At 49.4% G+C, this 20,492-nt stretch carries 18 protein-coding genes and 1 tRNA gene; 12 read left to right on the top strand and 7 right to left on the bottom strand.

What is annotated here, in order from left to right; all coding sequences use genetic code 11:
- Window position 1: 1 nt before the first annotated feature.
- Genes M2371_RS01655 through yejF form a run of 3 tightly spaced genes read left to right on the top strand, consistent with a single transcriptional unit; the run spans window position 2 to window position 3,712 of the window.
- Window positions 2-1,099, top strand: a complete 1,098-nt coding sequence (locus tag M2371_RS01655) for a microcin C ABC transporter permease YejB (RefSeq protein WP_034497056.1) — start codon at window positions 2-4, stop codon at window positions 1,097-1,099.
- Complete coding sequence (locus M2371_RS01650) at window positions 1,096-2,121, top strand: ABC transporter permease (protein WP_259266712.1); 1,026 nt, start codon at window positions 1,096-1,098, stop codon at window positions 2,119-2,121. The genes M2371_RS01655 and M2371_RS01650 overlap by 4 nt, the downstream gene beginning before the upstream one ends.
- Before the next feature lies 1 nt (window position 2,122).
- Window positions 2,123-3,712: a microcin C ABC transporter ATP-binding protein YejF gene (gene yejF, locus M2371_RS01645; RefSeq protein WP_172893602.1), complete on the top strand. Its 1,590-nt coding sequence runs from the start codon at window positions 2,123-2,125 to the stop codon at window positions 3,710-3,712.
- 12 nt (window positions 3,713-3,724) lie between these two features.
- Here yejF and M2371_RS01640 read toward each other — a convergent pair whose 3' ends face one another.
- The 3 genes from M2371_RS01640 to rsuA all read right to left on the bottom strand — a co-directional run bounded on the left by M2371_RS01640 (window position 3,725) and on the right by rsuA (window position 6,338).
- A complete protein-coding gene (locus M2371_RS01640) occupies window positions 3,725-4,072 on the bottom strand; it encodes a YejG family protein (protein WP_034497123.1) in 348 nt (115 codons plus the stop codon).
- Between the two features lie 346 nt (window positions 4,073-4,418).
- Window positions 4,419-5,615, bottom strand: coding sequence for a Bcr/CflA family multidrug efflux MFS transporter (locus M2371_RS01635; protein WP_259266711.1), 1,197 nt, complete (start codon window positions 5,613-5,615; stop codon window positions 4,419-4,421).
- A 15-nt stretch (window positions 5,616-5,630) separates the two neighbouring features.
- Entirely contained in the window at window positions 5,631-6,338 is a 708-nt protein-coding gene (gene rsuA / locus M2371_RS01630) for a 16S rRNA pseudouridine(516) synthase RsuA (protein ID WP_259266710.1), read from the bottom strand.
- 186 nt (window positions 6,339-6,524) lie between these two features.
- On the opposite strand from rsuA, the gene M2371_RS01625 reads away from it, so the two are divergent.
- Both M2371_RS01625 and rplY read left to right on the top strand, forming a co-directional pair.
- Complete coding sequence (locus tag M2371_RS01625) at window positions 6,525-8,285, top strand: DEAD/DEAH box helicase (protein WP_259266709.1); 1,761 nt, start codon at window positions 6,525-6,527, stop codon at window positions 8,283-8,285.
- A 126-nt stretch (window positions 8,286-8,411) separates the two neighbouring features.
- Entirely contained in the window at window positions 8,412-8,696 is a 285-nt protein-coding gene (gene rplY, locus M2371_RS01620; protein ID WP_034497069.1) for a 50S ribosomal protein L25, read from the top strand.
- Between the two features lie 49 nt (window positions 8,697-8,745).
- Here rplY and yejK read toward each other — a convergent pair whose 3' ends face one another.
- On the bottom strand, window positions 8,746-9,753 hold the full coding sequence (yejK, locus tag M2371_RS01615; RefSeq protein WP_115627764.1) for a nucleoid-associated protein YejK: 1,008 nt from the start codon (window positions 9,751-9,753) through the stop codon (window positions 8,746-8,748).
- 138 nt (window positions 9,754-9,891) lie between these two features.
- Between yejK and M2371_RS01610 the strand changes: the two genes are divergently transcribed.
- The 4 genes from M2371_RS01610 (at window position 9,892) to M2371_RS01595 (ending at window position 14,683) form a co-directional block, all read left to right on the top strand.
- On the top strand, window positions 9,892-10,119 hold the full coding sequence (locus M2371_RS01610) for a YejL family protein (protein ID WP_034458713.1): 228 nt from the start codon (window positions 9,892-9,894) through the stop codon (window positions 10,117-10,119).
- 19 nt (window positions 10,120-10,138) lie between these two features.
- Window positions 10,139-11,902, top strand: a complete 1,764-nt coding sequence (gene yejM / locus M2371_RS01605) for an LPS biosynthesis-modulating metalloenzyme YejM (RefSeq protein ID WP_034497073.1) — start codon at window positions 10,139-10,141, stop codon at window positions 11,900-11,902.
- A gap of 77 nt (window positions 11,903-11,979) precedes the next feature.
- A tRNA-Pro gene (locus M2371_RS01600) sits at window positions 11,980-12,056 on the top strand.
- 518 nt (window positions 12,057-12,574) lie between these two features.
- Window positions 12,575-14,683 (top strand): EAL domain-containing protein, encoded by a 2,109-nt coding sequence (locus M2371_RS01595; protein WP_259266708.1) that lies wholly within the window; start codon window positions 12,575-12,577, stop codon window positions 14,681-14,683.
- Here the strand turns inward: M2371_RS01595 and M2371_RS01590 are convergent.
- A complete protein-coding gene (locus M2371_RS01590) occupies window positions 14,648-15,928 on the bottom strand; it encodes a Y-family DNA polymerase (RefSeq protein WP_172893598.1) in 1,281 nt (426 codons plus the stop codon). The two genes, M2371_RS01595 and M2371_RS01590, sit on opposite strands and share 36 nt — an antisense overlap.
- A 2-nt stretch (window positions 15,929-15,930) precedes the next feature.
- Window positions 15,931-16,284, bottom strand: coding sequence for a translesion error-prone DNA polymerase V autoproteolytic subunit (gene umuD / locus M2371_RS01585; protein ID WP_051873723.1), 354 nt, complete (start codon window positions 16,282-16,284; stop codon window positions 15,931-15,933).
- Between the two features lie 246 nt (window positions 16,285-16,530).
- Here umuD and M2371_RS01580 point away from each other — a divergent pair, with 246 nt between their 5' ends.
- Complete coding sequence (locus tag M2371_RS01580) at window positions 16,531-17,811, top strand: DUF445 domain-containing protein (protein ID WP_034497080.1); 1,281 nt, start codon at window positions 16,531-16,533, stop codon at window positions 17,809-17,811.
- Window positions 17,812-17,857: 46 nt separating this feature from the next.
- Here M2371_RS01580 and M2371_RS01575 read toward each other — a convergent pair whose 3' ends face one another.
- Entirely contained in the window at window positions 17,858-18,007 is a 150-nt protein-coding gene (locus M2371_RS01575; RefSeq protein ID WP_034497082.1) for an AcrZ family multidrug efflux pump-associated protein, read from the bottom strand.
- Between the two features lie 128 nt (window positions 18,008-18,135).
- Between M2371_RS01575 and modE the strand changes: the two genes are divergently transcribed.
- Window positions 18,136-18,927: a molybdenum-dependent transcriptional regulator gene (gene modE, locus M2371_RS01570; protein ID WP_259266707.1), complete on the top strand. Its 792-nt coding sequence runs from the start codon at window positions 18,136-18,138 to the stop codon at window positions 18,925-18,927.
- Window positions 18,928-19,003: 76 nt separating this feature from the next.
- The gene (modF, locus tag M2371_RS01565; RefSeq protein ID WP_259266706.1) at window positions 19,004-20,485 is read left to right on the top strand and encodes a molybdate ABC transporter ATP-binding protein ModF; all 1,482 of its coding nucleotides are present in this window, start codon (window positions 19,004-19,006) and stop codon (window positions 20,483-20,485) included.
- The last annotated feature ends 7 nt before the right edge of the window (window positions 20,486-20,492 follow it).

Below are 20,492 nucleotides of genomic sequence, written 5' to 3'. Positions count from 1 at the left end.
CATGGGAAGTTATCTGTTACGTCGTTTGCTGCTAATCATCCCTACGTTGTGGGCGATTATCACCATTAATTTTTTCATTGTTCAGATAGCGCCAGGCGGCCCTGTTGATCAGGCTATCGCCGCCATACAGTTGGGTCACGGCGTCGGCGTTCCTGGTATGGCAACAGATACCATGGGCAGCGGCCATGCGCGTGTTGGCGTAGCTAACGCAACTGACAGCCAGTATCGCGGTGCTCGCGGCCTCGACCCGGAAGTGATTGCCGAAATCACCCATCGCTACGGCTTTGATAAACCCATTCATGAACGCTACTTCAAAATGCTGGGCGATTACCTGCGCTTTGATTTCGGCAACAGCCTGTTTCGCAGCGCATCGGTTTTAAATCTCATCAAAGAAAGCCTGCCGGTTTCTATCTCGATTGGTTTGTGGAGCACCTTAATTATCTACCTGGTGTCGATTCCGCTCGGCATACGCAAGGCGGTCAGCAATGGCAGCAGTTTTGATATCTGGAGCAGCACTTTTATTATTATTGGCTATGCGATCCCAGCCTTCCTGTTCGCTATTTTGCTGATTGTTTTGTTTGCCGGCGGCAGTTATCTGGACTGGTTCCCGCTGCGTGGTCTGGTTTCTACCAATTTCGATACCCTGCCGTGGTACGGGAAAATCATTGATTATCTTTGGCACATAACGCTGCCGGTGTTGGCGACCGTCGTCGGCGGTTTTGCAACGTTAACGATGCTGACGAAAAACTCATTTCTCGACGAAATCCGCAAGCAATACGTCGTTACGGCTCGAGCCAAGGGGCTGGATGAAAATAAGATTCTCTACCGGCATGTGTTTCGCAACGCCATGCTTTTAGTGATTGCCGGTTTTCCTGCCACGTTCATCAGTATGTTTTTTACCGGGTCGCTGCTGATCGAAGTGATGTTTTCACTTAACGGACTGGGATTGCTCGGCTATGACTCGACTATTTCTCGCGACTATCCGGTGATGTTTGGCACGCTTTACATTTTTACCCTGATTGGTCTACTGCTTAATATTCTGAGCGACATTACTTACACGCTGGTTGATCCGCGTATTGATTTCGAGGGGCGAGGATGAGCCATTTAAGTCCCGTTAATCAGGCCCGCTGGGCGCGTTTACGCCAAAACAAACGTGGCTATTGGTCGCTATGGGTATTCGGCGTTCTGTTCTTGCTCAGTCTTGGATCTGAGTTGATAGCCAACGATCGTCCGCTCATCGTGCATTATCAGGAACGTCTCTATTTTCCTTTCCTCACCAATTACAGTGAAAGCGATTTCGGCGGCCCGTTGGCAACCCCTGCTGATTATCAGGATCCGTGGCTTGCGCAGCGCCTGAACCAAAATGGTTGGGTGCTGTGGGCGCCGATCCGCTTTGGTTCTAATGCGATTAACTTTGCCACCACGGTTCCTTTTCCTTCCCCCCCGAGCAGCCAGAACTGGCTTGGAACAGACGCTAATGGCGGCGATGTGCTGGCGCGTATTCTTTACGGCACGCGTATTTCAATCCTCTTCGGCCTGATGCTGACGCTATTTTCCAGCGTTATTGGCATCCTTGCAGGAGCGGTACAAGGCTATTACGGCGGGCGGGTGGATTTATGGGGGCAGCGTTTTATCGAAGTATGGTCAGGAATGCCGACGTTATTCCTGATAATTCTGCTTTCGAGCGTCATTCAGCCGAATTTTTGGTGGCTGCTGGGTATTACCGTTTTGTTTGGCTGGATGAGTCTGGTGGGCGTGGTACGTGCTGAGTTTCTCCGTACGCGAAATTTCGACTATATTCGCGCCGCGCAGGCCATGGGTGTGAGTGACAGGTCAATCATCCTGCGTCATATGCTGCCAAATGCCATGGTGGCTACGCTGACATTTTTGCCGTTTATTCTTTGTGGTTCCATTACCACTCTCACCTCGCTGGATTTCTTAGGCTTCGGACTACCGCTTGGTTCTCCGTCCCTCGGTGAATTGCTGTTGCAAGGGAAAAATAACCTTCAGGCTCCGTGGCTTGGGATTACCGCATTTTTCTCTCTGGCCATTTTGCTGACGTTACTTATTTTTATTGGCGAAGCAGTGCGCGACGCCTTTGACCCGAGTAAGGCGCACTGATATGACGACTCCACTGCTGTCCATTAAGAATTTATCCGTGGCTTTTCGCAGCGGCGATACCATCAGGCAAGTGGTGGATGATTTATCACTTGAGGTGAACGCGGGCGAAACGCTGGCGCTGGTTGGCGAGTCAGGTTCCGGAAAAAGCGTTACGGCATTATCAGTTTTACGCTTATTGCCCGCCCCGCCGGTGCTTTATCCCGCTGGCGAAATCTTCTTTAAAGGCCAGGAATTATTACACGCGCCTGAACGACTGCTTCGTACCGTGCGCGGTAATAAAATCGCCATGATTTTCCAGGAGCCAATGGTTTCGCTCAATCCGTTACATAATATTGAAAAGCAGCTTTATGAAGTGTTATCCCTGCACCGTGGCATGCGCCGTGAAGCGGCACGCGCAGAAATGCTGACTTGCCTCGATAGAGTCGGCATTCGCAACGCGGCAAATCGTTTAAATGACTTTCCGCACCAGCTTTCCGGTGGCGAGCGCCAGCGCGTAATGATTGCAATGGCGCTGCTCACCCGCCCGGAACTGCTGATTGCCGATGAACCGACGACCGCACTGGACGTCACCGTGCAGGCGCAAATTCTGCAACTGCTCAAAGAACTCAAACAAGAGCTAAATATGGGGCTGTTGTTTATCACGCATAATCTGAGTATCGTCAAAAAGCTGGCAGATAATGTGGCGGTCATGCGCTACGGCAAATGTGTTGAGCAAAACTCGGCGGTGAAATTGTTATCTGCGCCGCAACATACCTACACTCAGCAACTGCTGGCGGCAGAACCTTCTGGCAGCCCGCGCCCGGTTGACGAGTCGACTTCTCCCCTACTCAAAGTTCATGATTTACAAGTCGCCTTCCCCATTCGTCGGGGCCTGCTCAAGAAAACCATCGGCTACAACTATGGGATTAAAGATCTGAGTTTTTCACTTCGAGCCGGTGAAAGTATCGGCCTGGTTGGGGAGTCGGGTTCGGGGAAAAGTACCACTGGCCTTGCGTTGTTACGGCTCATTCATTCCAGCGGTGAGATTTGGTTCGATGGGGTGGCGTTGCATGAACTTAACCGCAAAAAGCTGCTGCCTTTGCGCCGTCGTATTCAGGTCGTTTTTCAGGATCCCAATTCATCGTTAAATCCGCGACTGGATGTTTTACAGATTATTGAAGAGGGTTTGCGCGTCCATCAACCTGCGTTAAGTGCTGCGCAACGCGAGCAGAAAGTGATCGTTGCCATGCAGGAAGTGGGATTAGATCCGGAAACAATGCATCGCTATCCAGCGGAGTTTTCAGGCGGGCAGCGACAGCGCATTGCGATTGCCAGGGCGCTCATTTTGCAGCCAGAGTTGATTATTCTTGATGAACCGACCTCTTCGCTCGATCGCTCAGTCCAGGCGCAAATTCTTGCACTGCTGAAGTCATTGCAGGAAAAACATCAGCTGGCCTACATTTTTATCAGCCATGATTTGCGAGTGGTGAAGTCTTTATGCCATCAGGTTGTGGTGCTGCGGCAGGGTGAAGTGGTGGAACAAGGGGCATGTCAGCAAATTTTTGCCGCGCCTCAGGCGGAATATACACGCCAGTTACTCGCACTTGCCTGATGAATTTAAGCGTTAAAATGGATTAGCGCTGGAGAAAGACTCAGCAATCGCGACGCCAAAGTTTTTCAGGCGGCAGGTTGCGGTTTGTTCATCCTGGCGATTAACAAACAGACAAGGCTGGCCTTCACACTCGACAACCGCAGAATCCACTTCAATATCTCGTAACGCGAGGCTTAATTTTTGCATCGTCGGCCAGGCTGAATCACTGTTACTGTCGCTCAGCAATTTAAGGCCAATCAGACAATTTTCGGCACCCTGCCCATTTTGCGGAATCGGTTCAACTCTGGAACCCGCAAAACCTGCCAGCCAACGATAGCTATGTGGTAAGCGATGAACGATGGAAAGCTGTAACGTATTCACTGTGGTATCCCCAAAAAAATCCAAAATTATTTCACAAACGATTTACATAAAGGTTAACACAATGTTGGTTAATTGTGTGTAAACAACCTGGAAACCGCTTACATCCGTTGTAATTATTTGTCTACCATTTCACATTTAACGTTTTATTTTTGTGGAGCTGCACACGTTTCGGCGCTATATGTAACGCTTTCTGCGATGTAACTCAACCTTTTTAACTACAAGAATGTGACTTTTTGTTGTTGATGCGTTTACATTTGAGAAACAAATTGTAGGCGTTTGGGTGGGATTTTCGTTGATTTGGATTAAAGAACGGGCATCTGGCGATACCCGTTTTAAGACTTTCGGATTATTTCGTGGTTAAGCGAGGGCGACTGGCATAGACATAGAAAACGATTGAACACGTAGCGCAAACCGCAATCGACCAAATCATTGGCCACGCGGTGTTAAAGGTCGCAATCGAGAGCAATGCGCCCGTTAATGCACCGATACCAAAGCGGAATGTCCCTGCCAATGAAGAGGCGGTTCCCGCCATATGGGGAAATTCATCAAGAATAACCGCCATCGCATTCGAAGAAACCATCGACACGCAGCCGACAAATACCGCAATCCCCAGCACCATCGACCAAAAGCCGAGATCCAGCCCAGTGCTCACCACCAGCCAGATTGCCATAGCAAACTGCACAAACAGCCCGAAGCGGAACATTGCCAGTGGGCCAAAATGGCGCACAAAGCGACTGTTAATCAGCGTCATGATGATCAAGAAGACAATGTTAAGCGCGAAGTAGTAGCCGAAATGCTGCGGCGCGACATGATTCAGTTCAATGTAAACAAACGGCCCAGCGCTCAAAAATGAGAACATTGCCGCAAAGCTGAAACCGCTCGCCAGCATATAACTCAACACACGTTTGTGGCGGAACAATGTGGCGAAGTTACCGATCGTCGTACGCAAATGAAACTTCTGGCGACGCTCAACCGGTAGCGTTTCGTGGATCAGGAAGAAAATCATCCCTGAAGCCAGCAGGGCTGCCAGTGCCAGAATCCAGAAGATGGCGTGCCAGCTAAACCACACCAGCACTGCGCCCCCAACCATTGGCGCAACCAGCGGCGCAATGGTTGTTATCAGCATGACGAACGACATCATGCGTGAGAACTCTTCTTTCGGATAAATATCGCGCATCAGGGCGTTGATCACGACACTTGCAGCGGCAGCCGACAGGCCGTGAAGAAAACGCATCGCAATCAGGTGATCAATCGTCTGTGAAAGCGCACAAGCAATTGCCGCCGCGGCAAAGATGAGCGTCCCCCCGAGCACCACAGGCTTACGACCAATGCTGTCAGCCATCGGTCCATAAAATAGCTGGCCAATAGCGAAACCGAGAATATAGGTGCTTAGCGTCATTTGCGCGCTGCCAGCCGGCACGCCAAATTCCGAGGCAATAACCGGCAGAGCCGGTAAATACATATCGATGGACAGCGGCATTAACATGGCCAACAGGCCAAGTATCACCACAATACCAATTGACGAGTTTTGCTTACTACTCAACACATCCTCCGGGGATTAACGTGGCGGCATGCCAAAGCTTGCAATTTCTTCTTCGGTTAAGCGGCGATATTCACCTGGTGCGAGACTGGCGTCCATTGCAACAGCGCCAATACGCTCACGATGCAGGCCTACAACATGGTTCCCCACTGCGGCGAACATGCGTTTTACCTGGTGATAACGCCCTTCTTTGATGGTCAAACGCACCTCAAACGGCGTGATGACCTCCATAACCGCCGGTAACGTCAGATCTTTTTCATTATGCAATTGAACGCCTGCGGCGAATTGTTCTGCCGTGTCATCGGACACCGGATTTTCCAGCGTCACCAGATAGGTTTTTTCACAATGATGGCGCGGAGAAGTAATGCGATGCGACCATTGCCCATCATCGGTCATCAGCACCAGCCCAGTGGTATCGATATCCAGGCGCCCTGCAGCATGCAGTTTGTGCGCCATCGGCTCATCCAGGAAATAGAGCACGGTCGGGTGATCCGGATCTTCGGTGGAACAGACATAACCCTGCGGCTTATTAAGCATAAAGTAGCGAGGGCCATTTTCCTGAGTCAACGAACGGCCATCAAACTCAACCTGATGTTCCGGGTTCAGTTTAAAAGAGGCGTCACGCACTACTTCACCATCAATGGTGACACGGCTGGCACGGATTTCACGGCCAGAAATAGCGCGGCTCACGCCAAGTTGCTGAGAGATAAATTTATCGAGTCGCATTAAAATATTGCCTGTTTCAAAGAGGAGCCAGCACCAAATGGCCAGCAGGGCATTCGCCCATTTTATAAGGAAAAATTGATTTGCCTGTTAATTAGTTTGCCAGTATAGCGGGATAGAAAACTCTCTCAAGCTAAAACCCTGTTTCATGGCATAATCGACGCTGATGTTTCATAGACCTGATCAATAATGTCCTTTATTTTACGCCCCTACCAACAAGAAGCCGTGGACGCCACGCTCGCCCATTTCCGCAAGCACATCACGCCAGCAGTCATTGTGTTGCCAACGGGTGCGGGGAAAAGCCTGGTGATTGCCGAACTTGCCCGAGTGGCTCGCGGACGGGTGCTGGTGCTGGCACACGTCAAAGAACTCGTGGCGCAAAACCATGCGAAATATTGTGCGCTCGGGCTGGAAGCCGATATTTTTGCCGCCGGGCTGCAACGTAAAGAGAGCAACGGCAAAGTGGTTTTTGGCAGCGTGCAGTCTGTTGCACGTAATCTTGAGCAATTCAAGGGCGAGTTTTCATTACTGATAGTCGATGAATGCCACCGTATCGGCGATTCCGACGACAGCCAATATCAGCAAATCCTTGCCCATCTACGCTCTGCGACTCCGAAGCTGCGCCTGTTAGGTCTGACTGCCACGCCTTATCGTTTAGGAAAAGGCTGGATTTACCATTTTCACTATCACGGCATAGTGCGCGGCAACGAAAACGCCCTATTCCGGGACTGTATTTACGAATTACCGCTGCGGTACATGATTAAGCACGGCTATTTAACACCGCCAGAACGGCTGGACATGCCGGTAGTGCAGTACGATTTCAGCCGCTTGCAGGCGCAATCCAATGGCCTGTTTAGCGAAGCGGATCTTAACCGCGAGCTGAAACAGCAAAAACGCATTACCCCGCATATCATCAGCCAGATTGTTGAGTTTGCCGCCGACAGGCGCGGCGTAATGATTTTTGCCGCCACCGTTGAACACGCTAAAGAAGTCACCGCGCTGCTGCCCTCTAACGATGCCGCGTTGATTACGGCTGATACCCCAGGACCGGCGCGCGATACATTAATTGAAGCCTTCAAAAATCAGCAATTCCGTTTCCTGGTGAACGTTTCGGTGCTCACCACCGGATTTGATGCGCCACACGTCGATCTGATTGCAATTTTACGCCCGACGGAATCCGTGAGCCTTTATCAGCAAATTGTGGGTCGCGGTTTGCGCCTGGCTCCTGGCAAAAAAGATTGTTTAATCCTCGACTATGCCGGTAACCCCCATGATTTGTTCACCCCCGAAGTCGGCGCAGCAAAAGGCAAAAGTGACAACGTGCCCGTGCAAGTCTTTTGCCCCTCCTGTGGTTTTGCGAATACTTTTTGGGGCAAAACCACCAGCGACGGCAAATTAATTGAACACTTTGGCCGCCGTTGCCAGGGCTGGTTTGAAGATGACGATGGCTCCAGGGAGCAGTGCGATTACCGTTTCCGCTTCAAAAATTGCCCGCAATGTCATGCTGAAAACGATATCGCGGCACGTCGCTGCCACCAGTGCGATCACGTTCTGGTCGATCCTGACGATATGTTAAAAGCCGCGCTGAAATTAAAAGACGCCCTGGTTCTACGCTGCGGGGGAATGACGCTGCAACACGGGGGCGACGATAAAGGCGACTGGCTGAAGATTACCTATTTTGATGAAGATGGTGCAGATGTCAGCGAACGGTTCCGCCTACAAACACCCGCCCAGCGCATGGCGTTTGAACAGCTGTTTATTCGACCGCACAGCCGAGCGCCAGGCGTGCCGCTGCGCTGGATAAACGCCGCCGATGTCGTCGCCCAGCAATCGGCACTGCGCCATCCGGATTTTGTCGTTGCACGCAAAAATGGCAACTTCTGGAACGTGCGGGAAAAGGTATTTGATTACGAAGGCCGCTTCCGCCGCGCGAATGAATTGCGCGGTTAAAGGTTCTTTTCATTGAAGCCGAGGCCAGATATGGCTATAATCCCGCCCGCTTTTGCATCCGCAAAGCAGATCACTTACCTGTTGCTGGGTCGCCTGTAACAGGATTATTTAAGAGAGAAACAGTTAATGTTTACTATCAATGCAGTAGAACGCAAAGAGCAGGGCAAGGGTGCGAGCCGCCGCCTGCGTGCAGCTAACAAATTCCCGGCAATCATCTATGGTGGTTCCGAAGCTGCGATCTCTATCGAACTGGATCACGACAACGTAATGAACCTGCAAGCTAAACCAGGTTTCTACGAAGAAGTTCTGACTCTGGTTGTAGACGGTAAAGAAGTTAAGGTTAAAGTTCAGGCTGTTCAGCGTCACCCGTTCAAGCCAAAACTGAGCCACATCGACTTCGTTCGCGCTTAATCGCGAATTTAGCTCGAAAAAAAACCCGCTTCGGCGGGTTTTTTTATGGCTATTTTCCAGAACTGCGGCGTTGTAACTGGTCGCGCAGATTCGGTGGCGTGCCCTTAATAGTCAGCGTGTCAGTCGCTGGATCCCAGTAAATACGCTCGCCTAATAACATGGCGTCAAAGCTAATCGTTAACCCACCACCGCTACCGGCGAACTTGGTTAACTGGCGCAATGTGCCACGGTCAGCCGGGAAGCTCTCTTCAAGTTCATAGCCTTTATCAGCTGTAAACTGCTGGAAGTTTTTGTCGTCAACCGCCCAAGGTAGCTCATCAGCCAGCGAAGAAAGCTCAATCTCTTCCCCAGACTGGAGTTGCTCGTTGCAGTATGCATAAACCTGCTGACGCGCGGCCTGACGCTCATTTTTATCCAGTTGAGCTTCGTTGGTGAAGTCGTCCAACGCTTGCAACAAGCCTTTGTTCTGCGCTTTGGCGTTTAAACCTTCGCTGGCACCGAGGAAATCCATAAAGAAGTCAGAAACTTTGCGCCCTACTCGTCCTTTCAGGAACGTCAGATAACGCGTGGATTCTGGATTGGTTTCCCATTCGGTCAGATCAATACGCGCCACGATATCGGCGTGGTTGATATCCAGGTGATGCGTAGAACTGATATCCAGCTCCTCGTTGACGCGCATACTGCTTAAATTATTCAGCACCGCCACCAGCAAATATTCCACAGCCAGGTAACGATATTGGCAAAACAGCACAATGCCGCCATCCGCAAATGGATATTTCGCCAGTTCATCACGCAGTCGGCCAGTGGCTGCGCGGCTGAATGCGAGGAAATCTTCATCGCCTTTACGCTGCGAGCGTAGCGCTTGCGCCAATTCACTCTCTTCGCTGAACAGACCATAGGCTTTATTTTTTGCGCTGTAGACGCGATGCAATTCAGCCATCATCTCTTCTACGGCGCCGTTCGTTGCCAACAGAGAATCGCGCAACACAACTTCAAGTGTCTGCTCGCCGCGCTTGATTAACTGGTGTAAGGCAATCTGGTCGATATCCAGACTCATGATAAACTCTCCTTTTAGACTCGGCGGTATTCAACCATTGCCTGAAGCCATGTGCAACATCACCTAAATAATTCAAGAAAAATAGGTCCTGCTACGGTAAGATAACGCCCTTTCCTGAATCTAATTGATTGTTAATTTATGCCACAAATATCCCGTTATAGTGACGAACGCGTCGAAGAACTGTTGAGTGAACTGGCAAGCGTGCTGGAAAAGCACCAAACGCCAACCGATCTTTCCCTGATGGTACTGGGAAACATGGTCACCAACTTGATTAATACCAGCGTAGCTTCTGCTCAACGCCGCTCGTTGGCTCGCTCTTTCGCTGAGGCGTTGCAAGCCTCCGTGAGCGAAGACAAAGCTCATTAAGGGATCGTAGTTACACGTTATGGTGACTAACCGTCAGCGCTACCGCGAAAAAGTTTCCCAGATGGTCAGTTGGGGACATTGGTTCGCCTTGTTCAATATCCTGCTGGCAACACTGCTGGGTAGCCGCTATTTGTTTGTCGCCGACTGGCCGACAACGCTCACAGGTCGTATTTATTCCTGGCTGAGTGTTATCGGTCATTTTAGCTTTGTGGTGTTCGCCACCTACTTGCTGATTCTCTTCCCGCTAACGTTCGTTGTGATGTCACAACGCCTGATGCGCTTTGTCTCGGCAGCGCTCGCTACCGCAGGCATGACGTTGTTGCTTATCGACAGCGAAGTCTTTACTCGCTTCCATCTCCACCTTAATCCGATTGTCTGGGAACTGGTGATTAACCCCGACCAGAGTGAGATGGCGCGCGACTGGCAACTGATGTTTATCAGCGTGCCGGTGATTTTATTAATTGAAATGCTGTTTGCGACCTGGAGCTGGCAGAAACTGCGCAGCCTGGGGCGGCGCAAACACTATGCAAAACCTGTGGTTGTGCTGTTCTTCGTCGCCTTCTTCAGTAGCCATATTATGTATATCTGGGCCGATGCGAATTTCTATCGCCCGATAACCATGCAGCGCGCCAACCTGCCGCTGTCTTACCCGATGACGGCCCGCCGCTTCCTCGAAAAACATGGCCTGTTGGATGCAAAAGAGTACCAACGCCGCCTCGTGGAACAAGGTAGTCCTGAAGCGGTATCGGTGCAGTATCCACTGAGCGACCTCCAATTCCGTGATATGGGCACCGGGCACAACGTATTGCTGATTACGGTCGACGGCCTGAATGCTGAACATACGCAGAAAGATTTGCCGAACCTGAGCGAGTTTGCGGCGGGCAATATCAACTTTACGCAACATATGAGTGCGGGCAACGGGACCGATAACGGTATCTTTGGCCTGTTCTACGGCATTTCGCCAGCCTACATGGATGGCGTGTTATCCGCCCGAATTCCTGCAGCTTTAATTACTGCATTGAACCAGCAAGGCTATCAACTGGGGCTGTTCGCCTCCGATGGTTTTGACTCGTCCATGTATCGCCAGGCCCTGCTATCAGACTTCTCTTTACCTTCTGCAAAAAGCCAGTCTGACGAGCAAACAGCGACGCAATGGGTTAACTGGCTAAACCAATACGCGTCCGAAGATAACCGCTGGTTCTCCTGGGTTGCTTTTAATGGCACCAATATTACAGCAGACACCAATCAGCAGGCCTTTGCTCGTCGCTATGCTCGCGCAGCGGTTAGTGTTGATGAGCAAATCAAACGTGTGCTTGATGCGCTGGAAGCTTCCGGTAAGCTCCAGAATACGGTGGTGATTATTACCGCAGGTCATGGCGTGCCGCTGGGTAAAGAGCAGGAATCCTTTGCATGGTCACGCTCACGTATTGAGGTGCCATTAGTTATCCATTGGCCTGGCACACCAGCACAAACCATCACCAAGCTCACTGACCATCAAGATGTCATGACAACCCTGATGCAGCGCCTGTTGCACGTTAAAAATCCAGCCAACGAGTATTCACAAGGTGAAGACTTGTTTGCCGCGACACGTCGCAATAACTGGGTTGTGGGTGCGGATAACAACAGCCTCGCGGTCACTCTTCCTGACATGACGTTAGTGCTTGATAATAATGGTAACTATCGGATGTACGATTTGCAGGGTGAACGCATCAAAGAAACCAAGCCTCAACTTGGGTTGTTGCTCCAGGTGCTAACCGACGAGAAGCGTTTCATTGCTAACTGATTGTTTATTTATGAACCAGTTAGCAAAAAGCTGTCTTGCAAACGATCGCGAAAAAGGTAGTATTATTTGCACGATCTCGGCACGTAGCGCAGCCTGGTAGCGCATCGTCATGGGGTGGCGAGGGTCGAGAGTTCAAATCTCTCCGTGCCGACCAACATCCCCTTCGAAAGCAGCCTGTTATGGCTGCTTTTTTATTGCCTGTAATTTAACTTCTATAAGGTGTACAGATAATCACACCTGAATGCGTAATTTTGAACATTTACCAGAGTTACTTAGCAGTACAAATATTGTTACCCTAGATTAAATATACCCCCAGAACAGTGGGGGTTTAATATTTTTGACTGGGGTTAGCAGGTTATTAAAGATGTTATCAAACTATTGTAAGGCATTTGTTATTTTTCTTGTGCTGGGGTCTGTCTTCTTTATAACCGGATTAGTATCGAAGGTACTGGCTACCTTTGTTATTGGTACCATTCTCGTCGTTGCTTTTATGAGAGGGTGTAATAGTTAAACCACAGATGTCTCTTTGTTATCGAAGTGTATTTAAACAATAAATTGAAACGGCATTTAATTATTCAATTATGAAGTAAATATCATTTATTCCATTTTTTAGTCATGCAATTGTCCATTTAAATACAATTATCAATAAGCATACATATTTCAGGTAACTTTGTGAGAAAACTGTGGCTGTACAACAATCTGCTGCATCGTCTGCATAACAGTCAAAGTCGTTTATTAAACAATCGATTTGCTCATGCCATTATTGCCAGCACCATGGCAATTGTCCCTTTATCAATCGTCCGGGGACTCGTCATTACTGCATCAGTCATCTGTGATACCACCGGATTTAATAATGCTGCCATCTGGTTCATGCAGCTCCAGGTTGGTTTTTTAGCGCTGGCACCGTTGGTGATGAACATCTATGTCGCGGTTCACTGGGCTGTCAGAAACCGTCTCTCACAGATTTACTGTATTGCACTAAGCATCAGCACCTTGATGATCTTCCGCCGAATCCTTGATGATAATGCACAGTTCTTCTTAGACATCAGTATCCCCCTAGCGCTGGCTTCTGGAGTCTTCGGCAATTACTTACAAGAAGTGGTGAGCGAGAATCTGCTAAAACTCCGCTCATGGAAAGACAATAGCTATACGAATATCATCTCTTTTTTTGCCACGCTGGGTATTATTGCGCTCTTTAGTTGTGCCATTAAACTGGGTGCTGCCATTTGGCTGAAAAGCGGGATGGATTTTCTCAGTAATTTGTCCATGTATTTTTATCCAAAAGATTTTTTACATGGCATTTCATATGTTCTCTTGCGTACGGTGCCATGGTTCTTTGGCCTTCACGGTTATTACCTATTTTTGGATATTGATGTTGCTTTTACTGCGGCACAAAAAATAAATATCAATGACTGGCATACTCTTCATCACCCGCTGAATATCCTTAGCCCTGTATTCTACGATATGTGGTGCAATGCTGGCGGAACGGGTAATACCGTGAGTTTGATAATTTGTATTTTCATGGAAGCCAAAAACCCCCATCGCCGCTTGTTAGGCGTAGCGGCACCCATGGCAATTTTTAATATCAATGAGCCTCTCATTTTTGGTTATCCGATTGTCCTGAACCCCGTCATGATTATCCCGTTTGTCCTTGTCCCCTTAATGTCTTACCTGGTTGCATACGGCGCAACTTATCTGGACATGGTTCCGCGGATTTCCGAAATAGTCAGTTGGTCAACGCCTTCTCCAGTCAAAGTCTGGCTAGCCAGCGGCCACTCTGTGAGCGCTGTGTTTTTGTATCTTCTGATTATTAGCCTTGGGGTCGTTATTTATCGCCCCTTCGTTACCACTTCACTTAAACAATCGGTTCCCGACAATCCCGACCTGGATTTACTCACGGGTGAGATGAATATGACTCAACCGACAGATTTTGAGATGGTGCCGAATTACAGCCATATTGTTGAAGGGAACAGCTACATTGAAGCCCAAAGACAAATTGAGAAGCTGCAAAACAGCGGCCAGTTCATTCTCTATTTTCAGCCACAGGTGCGTTTATCCGATCATAAAATCGTTGCCCTTGAGGTTCTGATTCGCCATCAAAGCGATAGCGGAAAAATAACGCCGCCTGTTTTCCTCAAATATTATGAAAGAACAGGGTTGATGCCGGAGATGGACTTCTGGGTAATGGAACATGCATTAGATTATGTTCGGGAGAATATGTCTGATGCAGAAAATATGACGCTGTCCGTCAATATTTCACCTCAGACACTGGTCGATTACAGATTGCTGAATGTGGTTCGCAAAGTGTTAGCAAAGCCACTCCCCACGGGATGGCAGCTCGAATTTGAGATTACTGAATCACAAAAGGTGCAGGAGCCGGTGCGTGTCGCAGAGGTTCTGGAAAAGATGCGAAGTTTGGGTATTAAAATCGCGCTGGATGATTTTGGCTCTGGCTATTCAACCCTGCATTATCTGACTCGTTATCCTCTGGATAAAATAAAATTAGATAGATCAATGGTGTTGGGCCTCGCTAAACCCGATGGATTTAACTTCCTGCGACAAGTGGTGAAGTTATGTATGGTAGTTAAATGTGAAATTCTTATTGAAGGCGTTGAAACGCAAGACGAATTAGCTCAAGTGCAAATGGCGGGTATTGAGTTTTGCCAGGGTTATTTTTTCCATCGCCCATTACCTGGCAATGTGGTGTGCCAGCTGTTAACGGAACAGCATAAGAAAATGAGCCTCTCACATGCTCCCCGATTTAACCCTCAACAAATCTGAAAGCCGGGTCGTATAACGCGGTGACAACATCGCTCTTTTCATCTGCCACGGCTGCTCAATCCCCTGCCCCACAAAATAAATCGTCCCTTTGCCTTTCTTCTTATTAATATCGTCTATCACCTGCATCAGCATTTCGCTGTTGGCTCGCGGCGGGTTTTCATCAAAGAGATTGAGCTGTGCAATACCCTGGCTGAAAAAGTCACAAAGCATCACCCCTGCTTTTTGATAGTGGTGCCCACCTCTCCAGATGGTGTTCAGGCAGCGTGTCGCCGCATCAATAATATCTCTGGTGTCCTGCGTTGGGGTAAGGAGTTTCACCATCGCCTGGTTGCCGTAGTAAGGTTCATTCACCGTGAAAGGGGATGTTTTAACAAAAGCAGAAATATGACGACAATACTGGTGTTCACCCCTGAGCTTTTCTGCGGCACGTGCCGCATAGCTGCAAATAGCCTGACGCATATGTTCATACTCAGTCAGCCGCTCCCCAAATGAGCGCGAGCAGATGATTTCCTGTTTCGTGGGAGCAAACTCTTCAAATCCCAGACAAGATTCCCCACGCAGTTCACGAACCGTGCGCTCGAGCACGACACTGAAATGTTTACGTATAAAACGGATATCCGCATCAGCCAGTTGCAGAGTCGTTTTAATCCCCATCGCTTCAAGCTTTTTACTGATTCGACGACCAATTCCCCATACTTCGCCAACCGGGAACGCTGCCATTAATTGGCGTTGCCGCTCACGGCCAGACAGGTCGACAACGCCACCCGATTCCAGCGGCCACTGTTTTGCTGCGTGATTAGCGAGTTTGGCTAAGGTTTTTGTCTGGGCAATCCCCACGCCTACCGTTAAATGCGTGCGCTGCGAAAGAGTAGAACGGATTTCCCGGCCAAGATCTTTCAGATTTCGGCAATGACTCACGCCAGAAAAATCACAAAAAGCCTCATCGATTGAATAGATCTCAACCCGCGGGCAAATTTCCTCCAGCGTCATCATGACGCGATGTGACATATCAGCATATAACTCGTAATTACTGCTAAAAGCGGTCACGCCTTGTTGGCGGAAGAGATCTTTCTGCTTGAAATACGGACCGCCCATTTGCACACCACAGTTCTTTGCCTCGGCGTTTCGTGCAATCACGCAACCATCATTGTTACTTAAAACCACTACCGGTTTGCCTTTCAGGTCAGGCCTGAATATGGTTTCGCAACTTGCGTAAAAACTGTTTACATCAACCAGGGCAAACATAATTACCTCGTTGATTTCACGATATAAGTCACCACGCCAAACACCTCAAGCGCCTCATCTGAACCGAGATGAATAGGTTTGCAGGCGCGATTAAGCGGCATGAGCTGAATAACGGGTCTGAGTTGCAATTGTCTGACGACGAATTCGCCATTCACCGCCGCAATCACAATATCGTTATGGACCGCCGTTTTTGCGCTATTAACCACCAGCAAATCGCCATTGCTGATACCCCCTTCAATCATCGAATCGTCCGATGCCCGCATGTAGTATGTGGCAGTCGGATGTTCATCCACTAATTGACGAATATCGACGCTCTTTTCTGCATAATCCTGCGCAGGTGATGGAAATGCGCCCATAGTTACGCTCCGTAACCTGTTGATGAACAGAAAATAAAAAGAGTTAGCGGTGCCATAAAATCCTCACAAACAATAACTGTATATATATACAGTATCGTTAAATGTGTGCTCCAGGCAAGTCGATTACAGGAAGATTCTTATAACGATTTGAAGGTGTGGAAAATTTAGTTAATCGAAATAGAGCGAGATTAATCGCAACGCAAATTTGTTCTACCGATCCGCTGCGTGCCGTTCTATGCTTAGTTAATGGAGAAAATAGCTGAACTAAAACGCACCAAGCGCCTTGCGCTGTCCCTACTGCTGGTTGCCGCTGTAACGTTTGTGACTACCCTCTTTTTACCACCGGGTTTCTGGGTGAGCGGCTTAAAAGCTATCGCCGAAGCCGCAATGGTGGGTGCGCTCGCTGACTGGTTTGCCGTGGCAGCGCTGTTTCATCGCGTACCGATTCCCTTCATCTCTCGTCATACGGCGATTATTCCGCGCAATAAAGATCGCATTGGTGAAAACCTGGGCATTTTTGTGCAGGAGAAGTTTCTTGATACCCAGTCCCTGATTGCCTTAATTCGCCGCCACGAACCGGCGCACATGATTGGCCAGTGGTTCAGCAAGCCCGACAATGCGCAGCGCGTCGGGCAACATCTGTTGCAGGTGATGAGCGCATTTTTAGACTTAACTGACGATACGCGCATCCAACGCTTAATCCGCCAGGCGGTTCACAAGGCCATCGATAAGGTCGATTTGACCCATTCCAGTGCTCTGCTGCTGGAAAGTCTGACTAAAAATAACCGCCATCAGGAGTTACTCGACTCCGTCATTGCCCAGATGCTGGCGCTGATAAAACGTGAAAGCACGCGGGCTTTTATCGCCCGTCAGATTGTCCGCTGGCTGGAAACAGAGCATCCACGCAAGGCCAAAGTATTACCCACCGAATGGCTGGGGGAGCACAGCGCCGATTTGGTTTCCAGTGCGGTCAATTCGTTTCTGGATGACGTCAGCCACGATCAGGGGCACCAGATCCGTCAGGCTTTTGATCGCGCGACGTTAAAGCTCATCGACAATCTTAAAAACTCGCCGCAAATGGCTGAAAAAGCCGACAGCATAAAAAGTTATTTGAAAGAGGATGAGGCTTTTAACCGCTATCTGGGCGAACTGTGGGGCGATTTGCGCGAATGGTTGAAAGTGGATGTTAATTCTGAAGATTCGCGCATGAAAAAGCGCATTGCAGAGGCTGGGCAGTGGTTGGGAGAGACGCTGGTTGCCGATAGTGCACTGCGCGCATCACTCAATGAACATCTGGAGCTAGCGGTGCAGAAAATGGCACCTGAGTTTGCCACTTTCCTGACTCGCCATATTAGCGATACGGTCAAAAGCTGGGATGCACAGGATATGTCGCGGCAAATCGAGCTGAATATAGGCAAAGATTTACAGTTTATCCGCATAAACGGCACGCTGGTTGGTGGCTCTATCGGACTGGTGCTGTACCTGCTTTCGCAGATCCCGGCAGTATTGCCGTTGCTGAATTTCTGAAGGGAAGAGAAGAAATGCAACGCCCGCTGATGCGGGCGTTAGGAAATCAATGGTTTTTTTTCGGTTGGTCGTTGTGACCGACTTTTGAGAAGACGTTAAAGACTTCACCCAATCCATAGATAAGACCGAGAATCACCGCCATTACGATTGGCACCATGACCACGGCAAACACCAAGCTTTTCAATAACTCTAACATGGATGCCTCCAACAAAAGTGAGAGCGGCTATTCTAACGACCTGACAGAAAAACGCACTCTCCTTTTGTGCGATTTGCCCAACCCCACGCAATAGAGGAAAATGGCGTTTTCTTTATTGCGGAGAGGTTATGCAAGCTGAAATTCTACTGACGCTGAAACTCCAGCAGCGGCTGTTCGCCGATCCACGTCGTATCGCGCTACTTAAACAAATACAACATACCGGCTCAATTAGCCAGGGCGCAAAACTTGCGGGCATTAGCTACAAAAGTGCCTGGGACGCCATCAATGAGATGAATCAACTGAGCGATGAGACGTTAGTTGATAGAGCAACAGGCGGCAAAGGCGGCGGTGGCGCGGTTCTTACGCATTACGGTGAACGTCTGATTCAGCTTTATGAATTGCTCGCGCAAATCCAACAAAAAGCCTTCGATGTGCTGCGTGATGACGCGCTACCGCTCGATAGTTTGCTCGCTGCAATTTCTCGTTTTTCTCTGCAAACCAGCGCTCGCAACCAGCTTTTCGGCACCGTTTTACGGCGTGATAGAGAACAAGTGCAGCAACACGTTGATATTTTATTGGCTGATGGCTCAACGCGTTTGCAGGCAGCCATTACGCGCCAGAGCGCAGAACGCCTGGGTTTAAGCGAAGGCAAAGAAGTTCTGGTACTGATTAAAGCGCCGTGGGTGGAAATTACCACTGATGCCAAACGTGCCAGCGGTGCAGACAACCAGCTCCCCGGTATTATCAGCAATATTCAGCAAGGGGCTGAGCAAAGCGAAGTGTTGGTGCAATTGCCTGACGGGCAAACGCTGTGCGCTACCGTGCCGAACACTGTAGTGGAAATCCAGAAACTGGTAGAAGGTGCTGAAGTCATAACATTTTTTAATGCCGATCGCGTGATTATCGCCACTCTGTGCTAAAACCGCGCAGCGAATTGACAACACCGCAGGCAATCCGTAAATCTGGGCTTAGTCACTGCAAAAAATGGGATGGTTTATGTCGACGTTGCAAATTTCGCAAGGAGTCTTTCACCTTAGCGACACCCGAACTCTTGCCCTCAATGATTTAGCCATTAACGCCGGTGAAAGCTGGGCGTTTGTGGGTGCCAACGGCAGCGGTAAATCAGCCCTTGCCCGGGCATTAGCCGGTTCACTCCCCCTGCAAAAAGGCGAGCGCCAGTGCACATTCACCCGGATTGCCCACCTTTCTTTTGAGCAACTGCAAAAGTTAGTCAGCGATGAATGGCAGCGCAATAACACCGATTTATTGAGTCCTGATGAAGACGATACCGGTCGCACCACGGCGGAAATTATTCAGGATGAAATCAAAGATGAAGCCCGCTGCCAAAAGTTAGCGGAGCTTTTCGGCATCACATCGTTATTAACTCGCCGTTTTAAATACCTTTCCACAGGTGAAACGCGCAAGGCACTGCTCTGCCAGGCGCTGATGCCGCAGCCTGATTTGCTTATTTTTGATGAGCCATTTGACGGGCTGGATGTGAAATCCCGCGAGCAACTCGCCGCATTATTAGGTGAGTTGAGTACGCAGGGCTACACCGTCGTATTAGTGCTTAACCGCTTTGATGAGATCCCTGATTTTATACAAAACGCTGGCGTGCTGGCAGATTGTGCGCTGATTGAAGTCGGTGAAAAACAAAAGCTATTGGAACAAGCGCTGATTGCACAACTGGCTCACAGCGAAAAACTGGCAGGCGTAGCGCTGCCGGAAGCTGACGATCCGAGTGCACGCTATACGTTGCCTGAAAACCAGCCACGTATTGTGCTGCGCGATGGTGTGGTGGAATACAATGACCGGCCTATCCTGCACAAACTTTCCTGGACGGTAAACCCTGGGGAACACTGGCAAATCGTCGGCCCGAACGGTGCAGGGAAATCGACGTTATTAAGTCTGGTCACGGGCGATCATCCCCAGGGATACAGCAACGATCTGACGCTGTTTGGTCGTCGTCGTGGCAGCGGCGAAACCATCTGGGATATCAAAAAGCATATTGGCTACGTCAGCAGTAATTTGCATCTGGATTACCGCGTCAGTACAACGGTGCGAAACGTGGTGCTTTCAGGCTATTTTGATTCGATTGGCATCTATCAGGCAGTTTCCGATCGCCAACAAAAACTTGCCCGTGAATGGCTGAACATGCTCGGCATGGACAACGCGATTGCAGATGCGCCCTTCCACAGTCTTTCATGGGGCCAACAGCGTCTTGCATTGATTGCGCGTGCACTGGTGAAACACCCAACACTGCTGATTCTCGATGAACCGCTGCAAGGGCTTGATCCACTGAATCGTCAGCTGGTGCGCCGTTTCATTGATATCTTGATTGGCGAAGGAGAAACCCAGTTGCTGTTTGTTTCTCACCATGCGGAAGACGCACCGCAATGCATCACCAGACGGTTAACTTTCGTGGCTGACGGCGACGCTTATCGTTATCAGTTTGAAGATTTACCCGCCGCGCGTTAAACACTTC

The organism is Buttiauxella sp. BIGb0471 (assembly GCF_024807715.1).
GTDB lineage: Bacteria > Pseudomonadota > Gammaproteobacteria > Enterobacterales > Enterobacteriaceae > Buttiauxella > Buttiauxella agrestis.
This window is presented reverse-complemented; position numbering and strand designations above follow the sequence as displayed.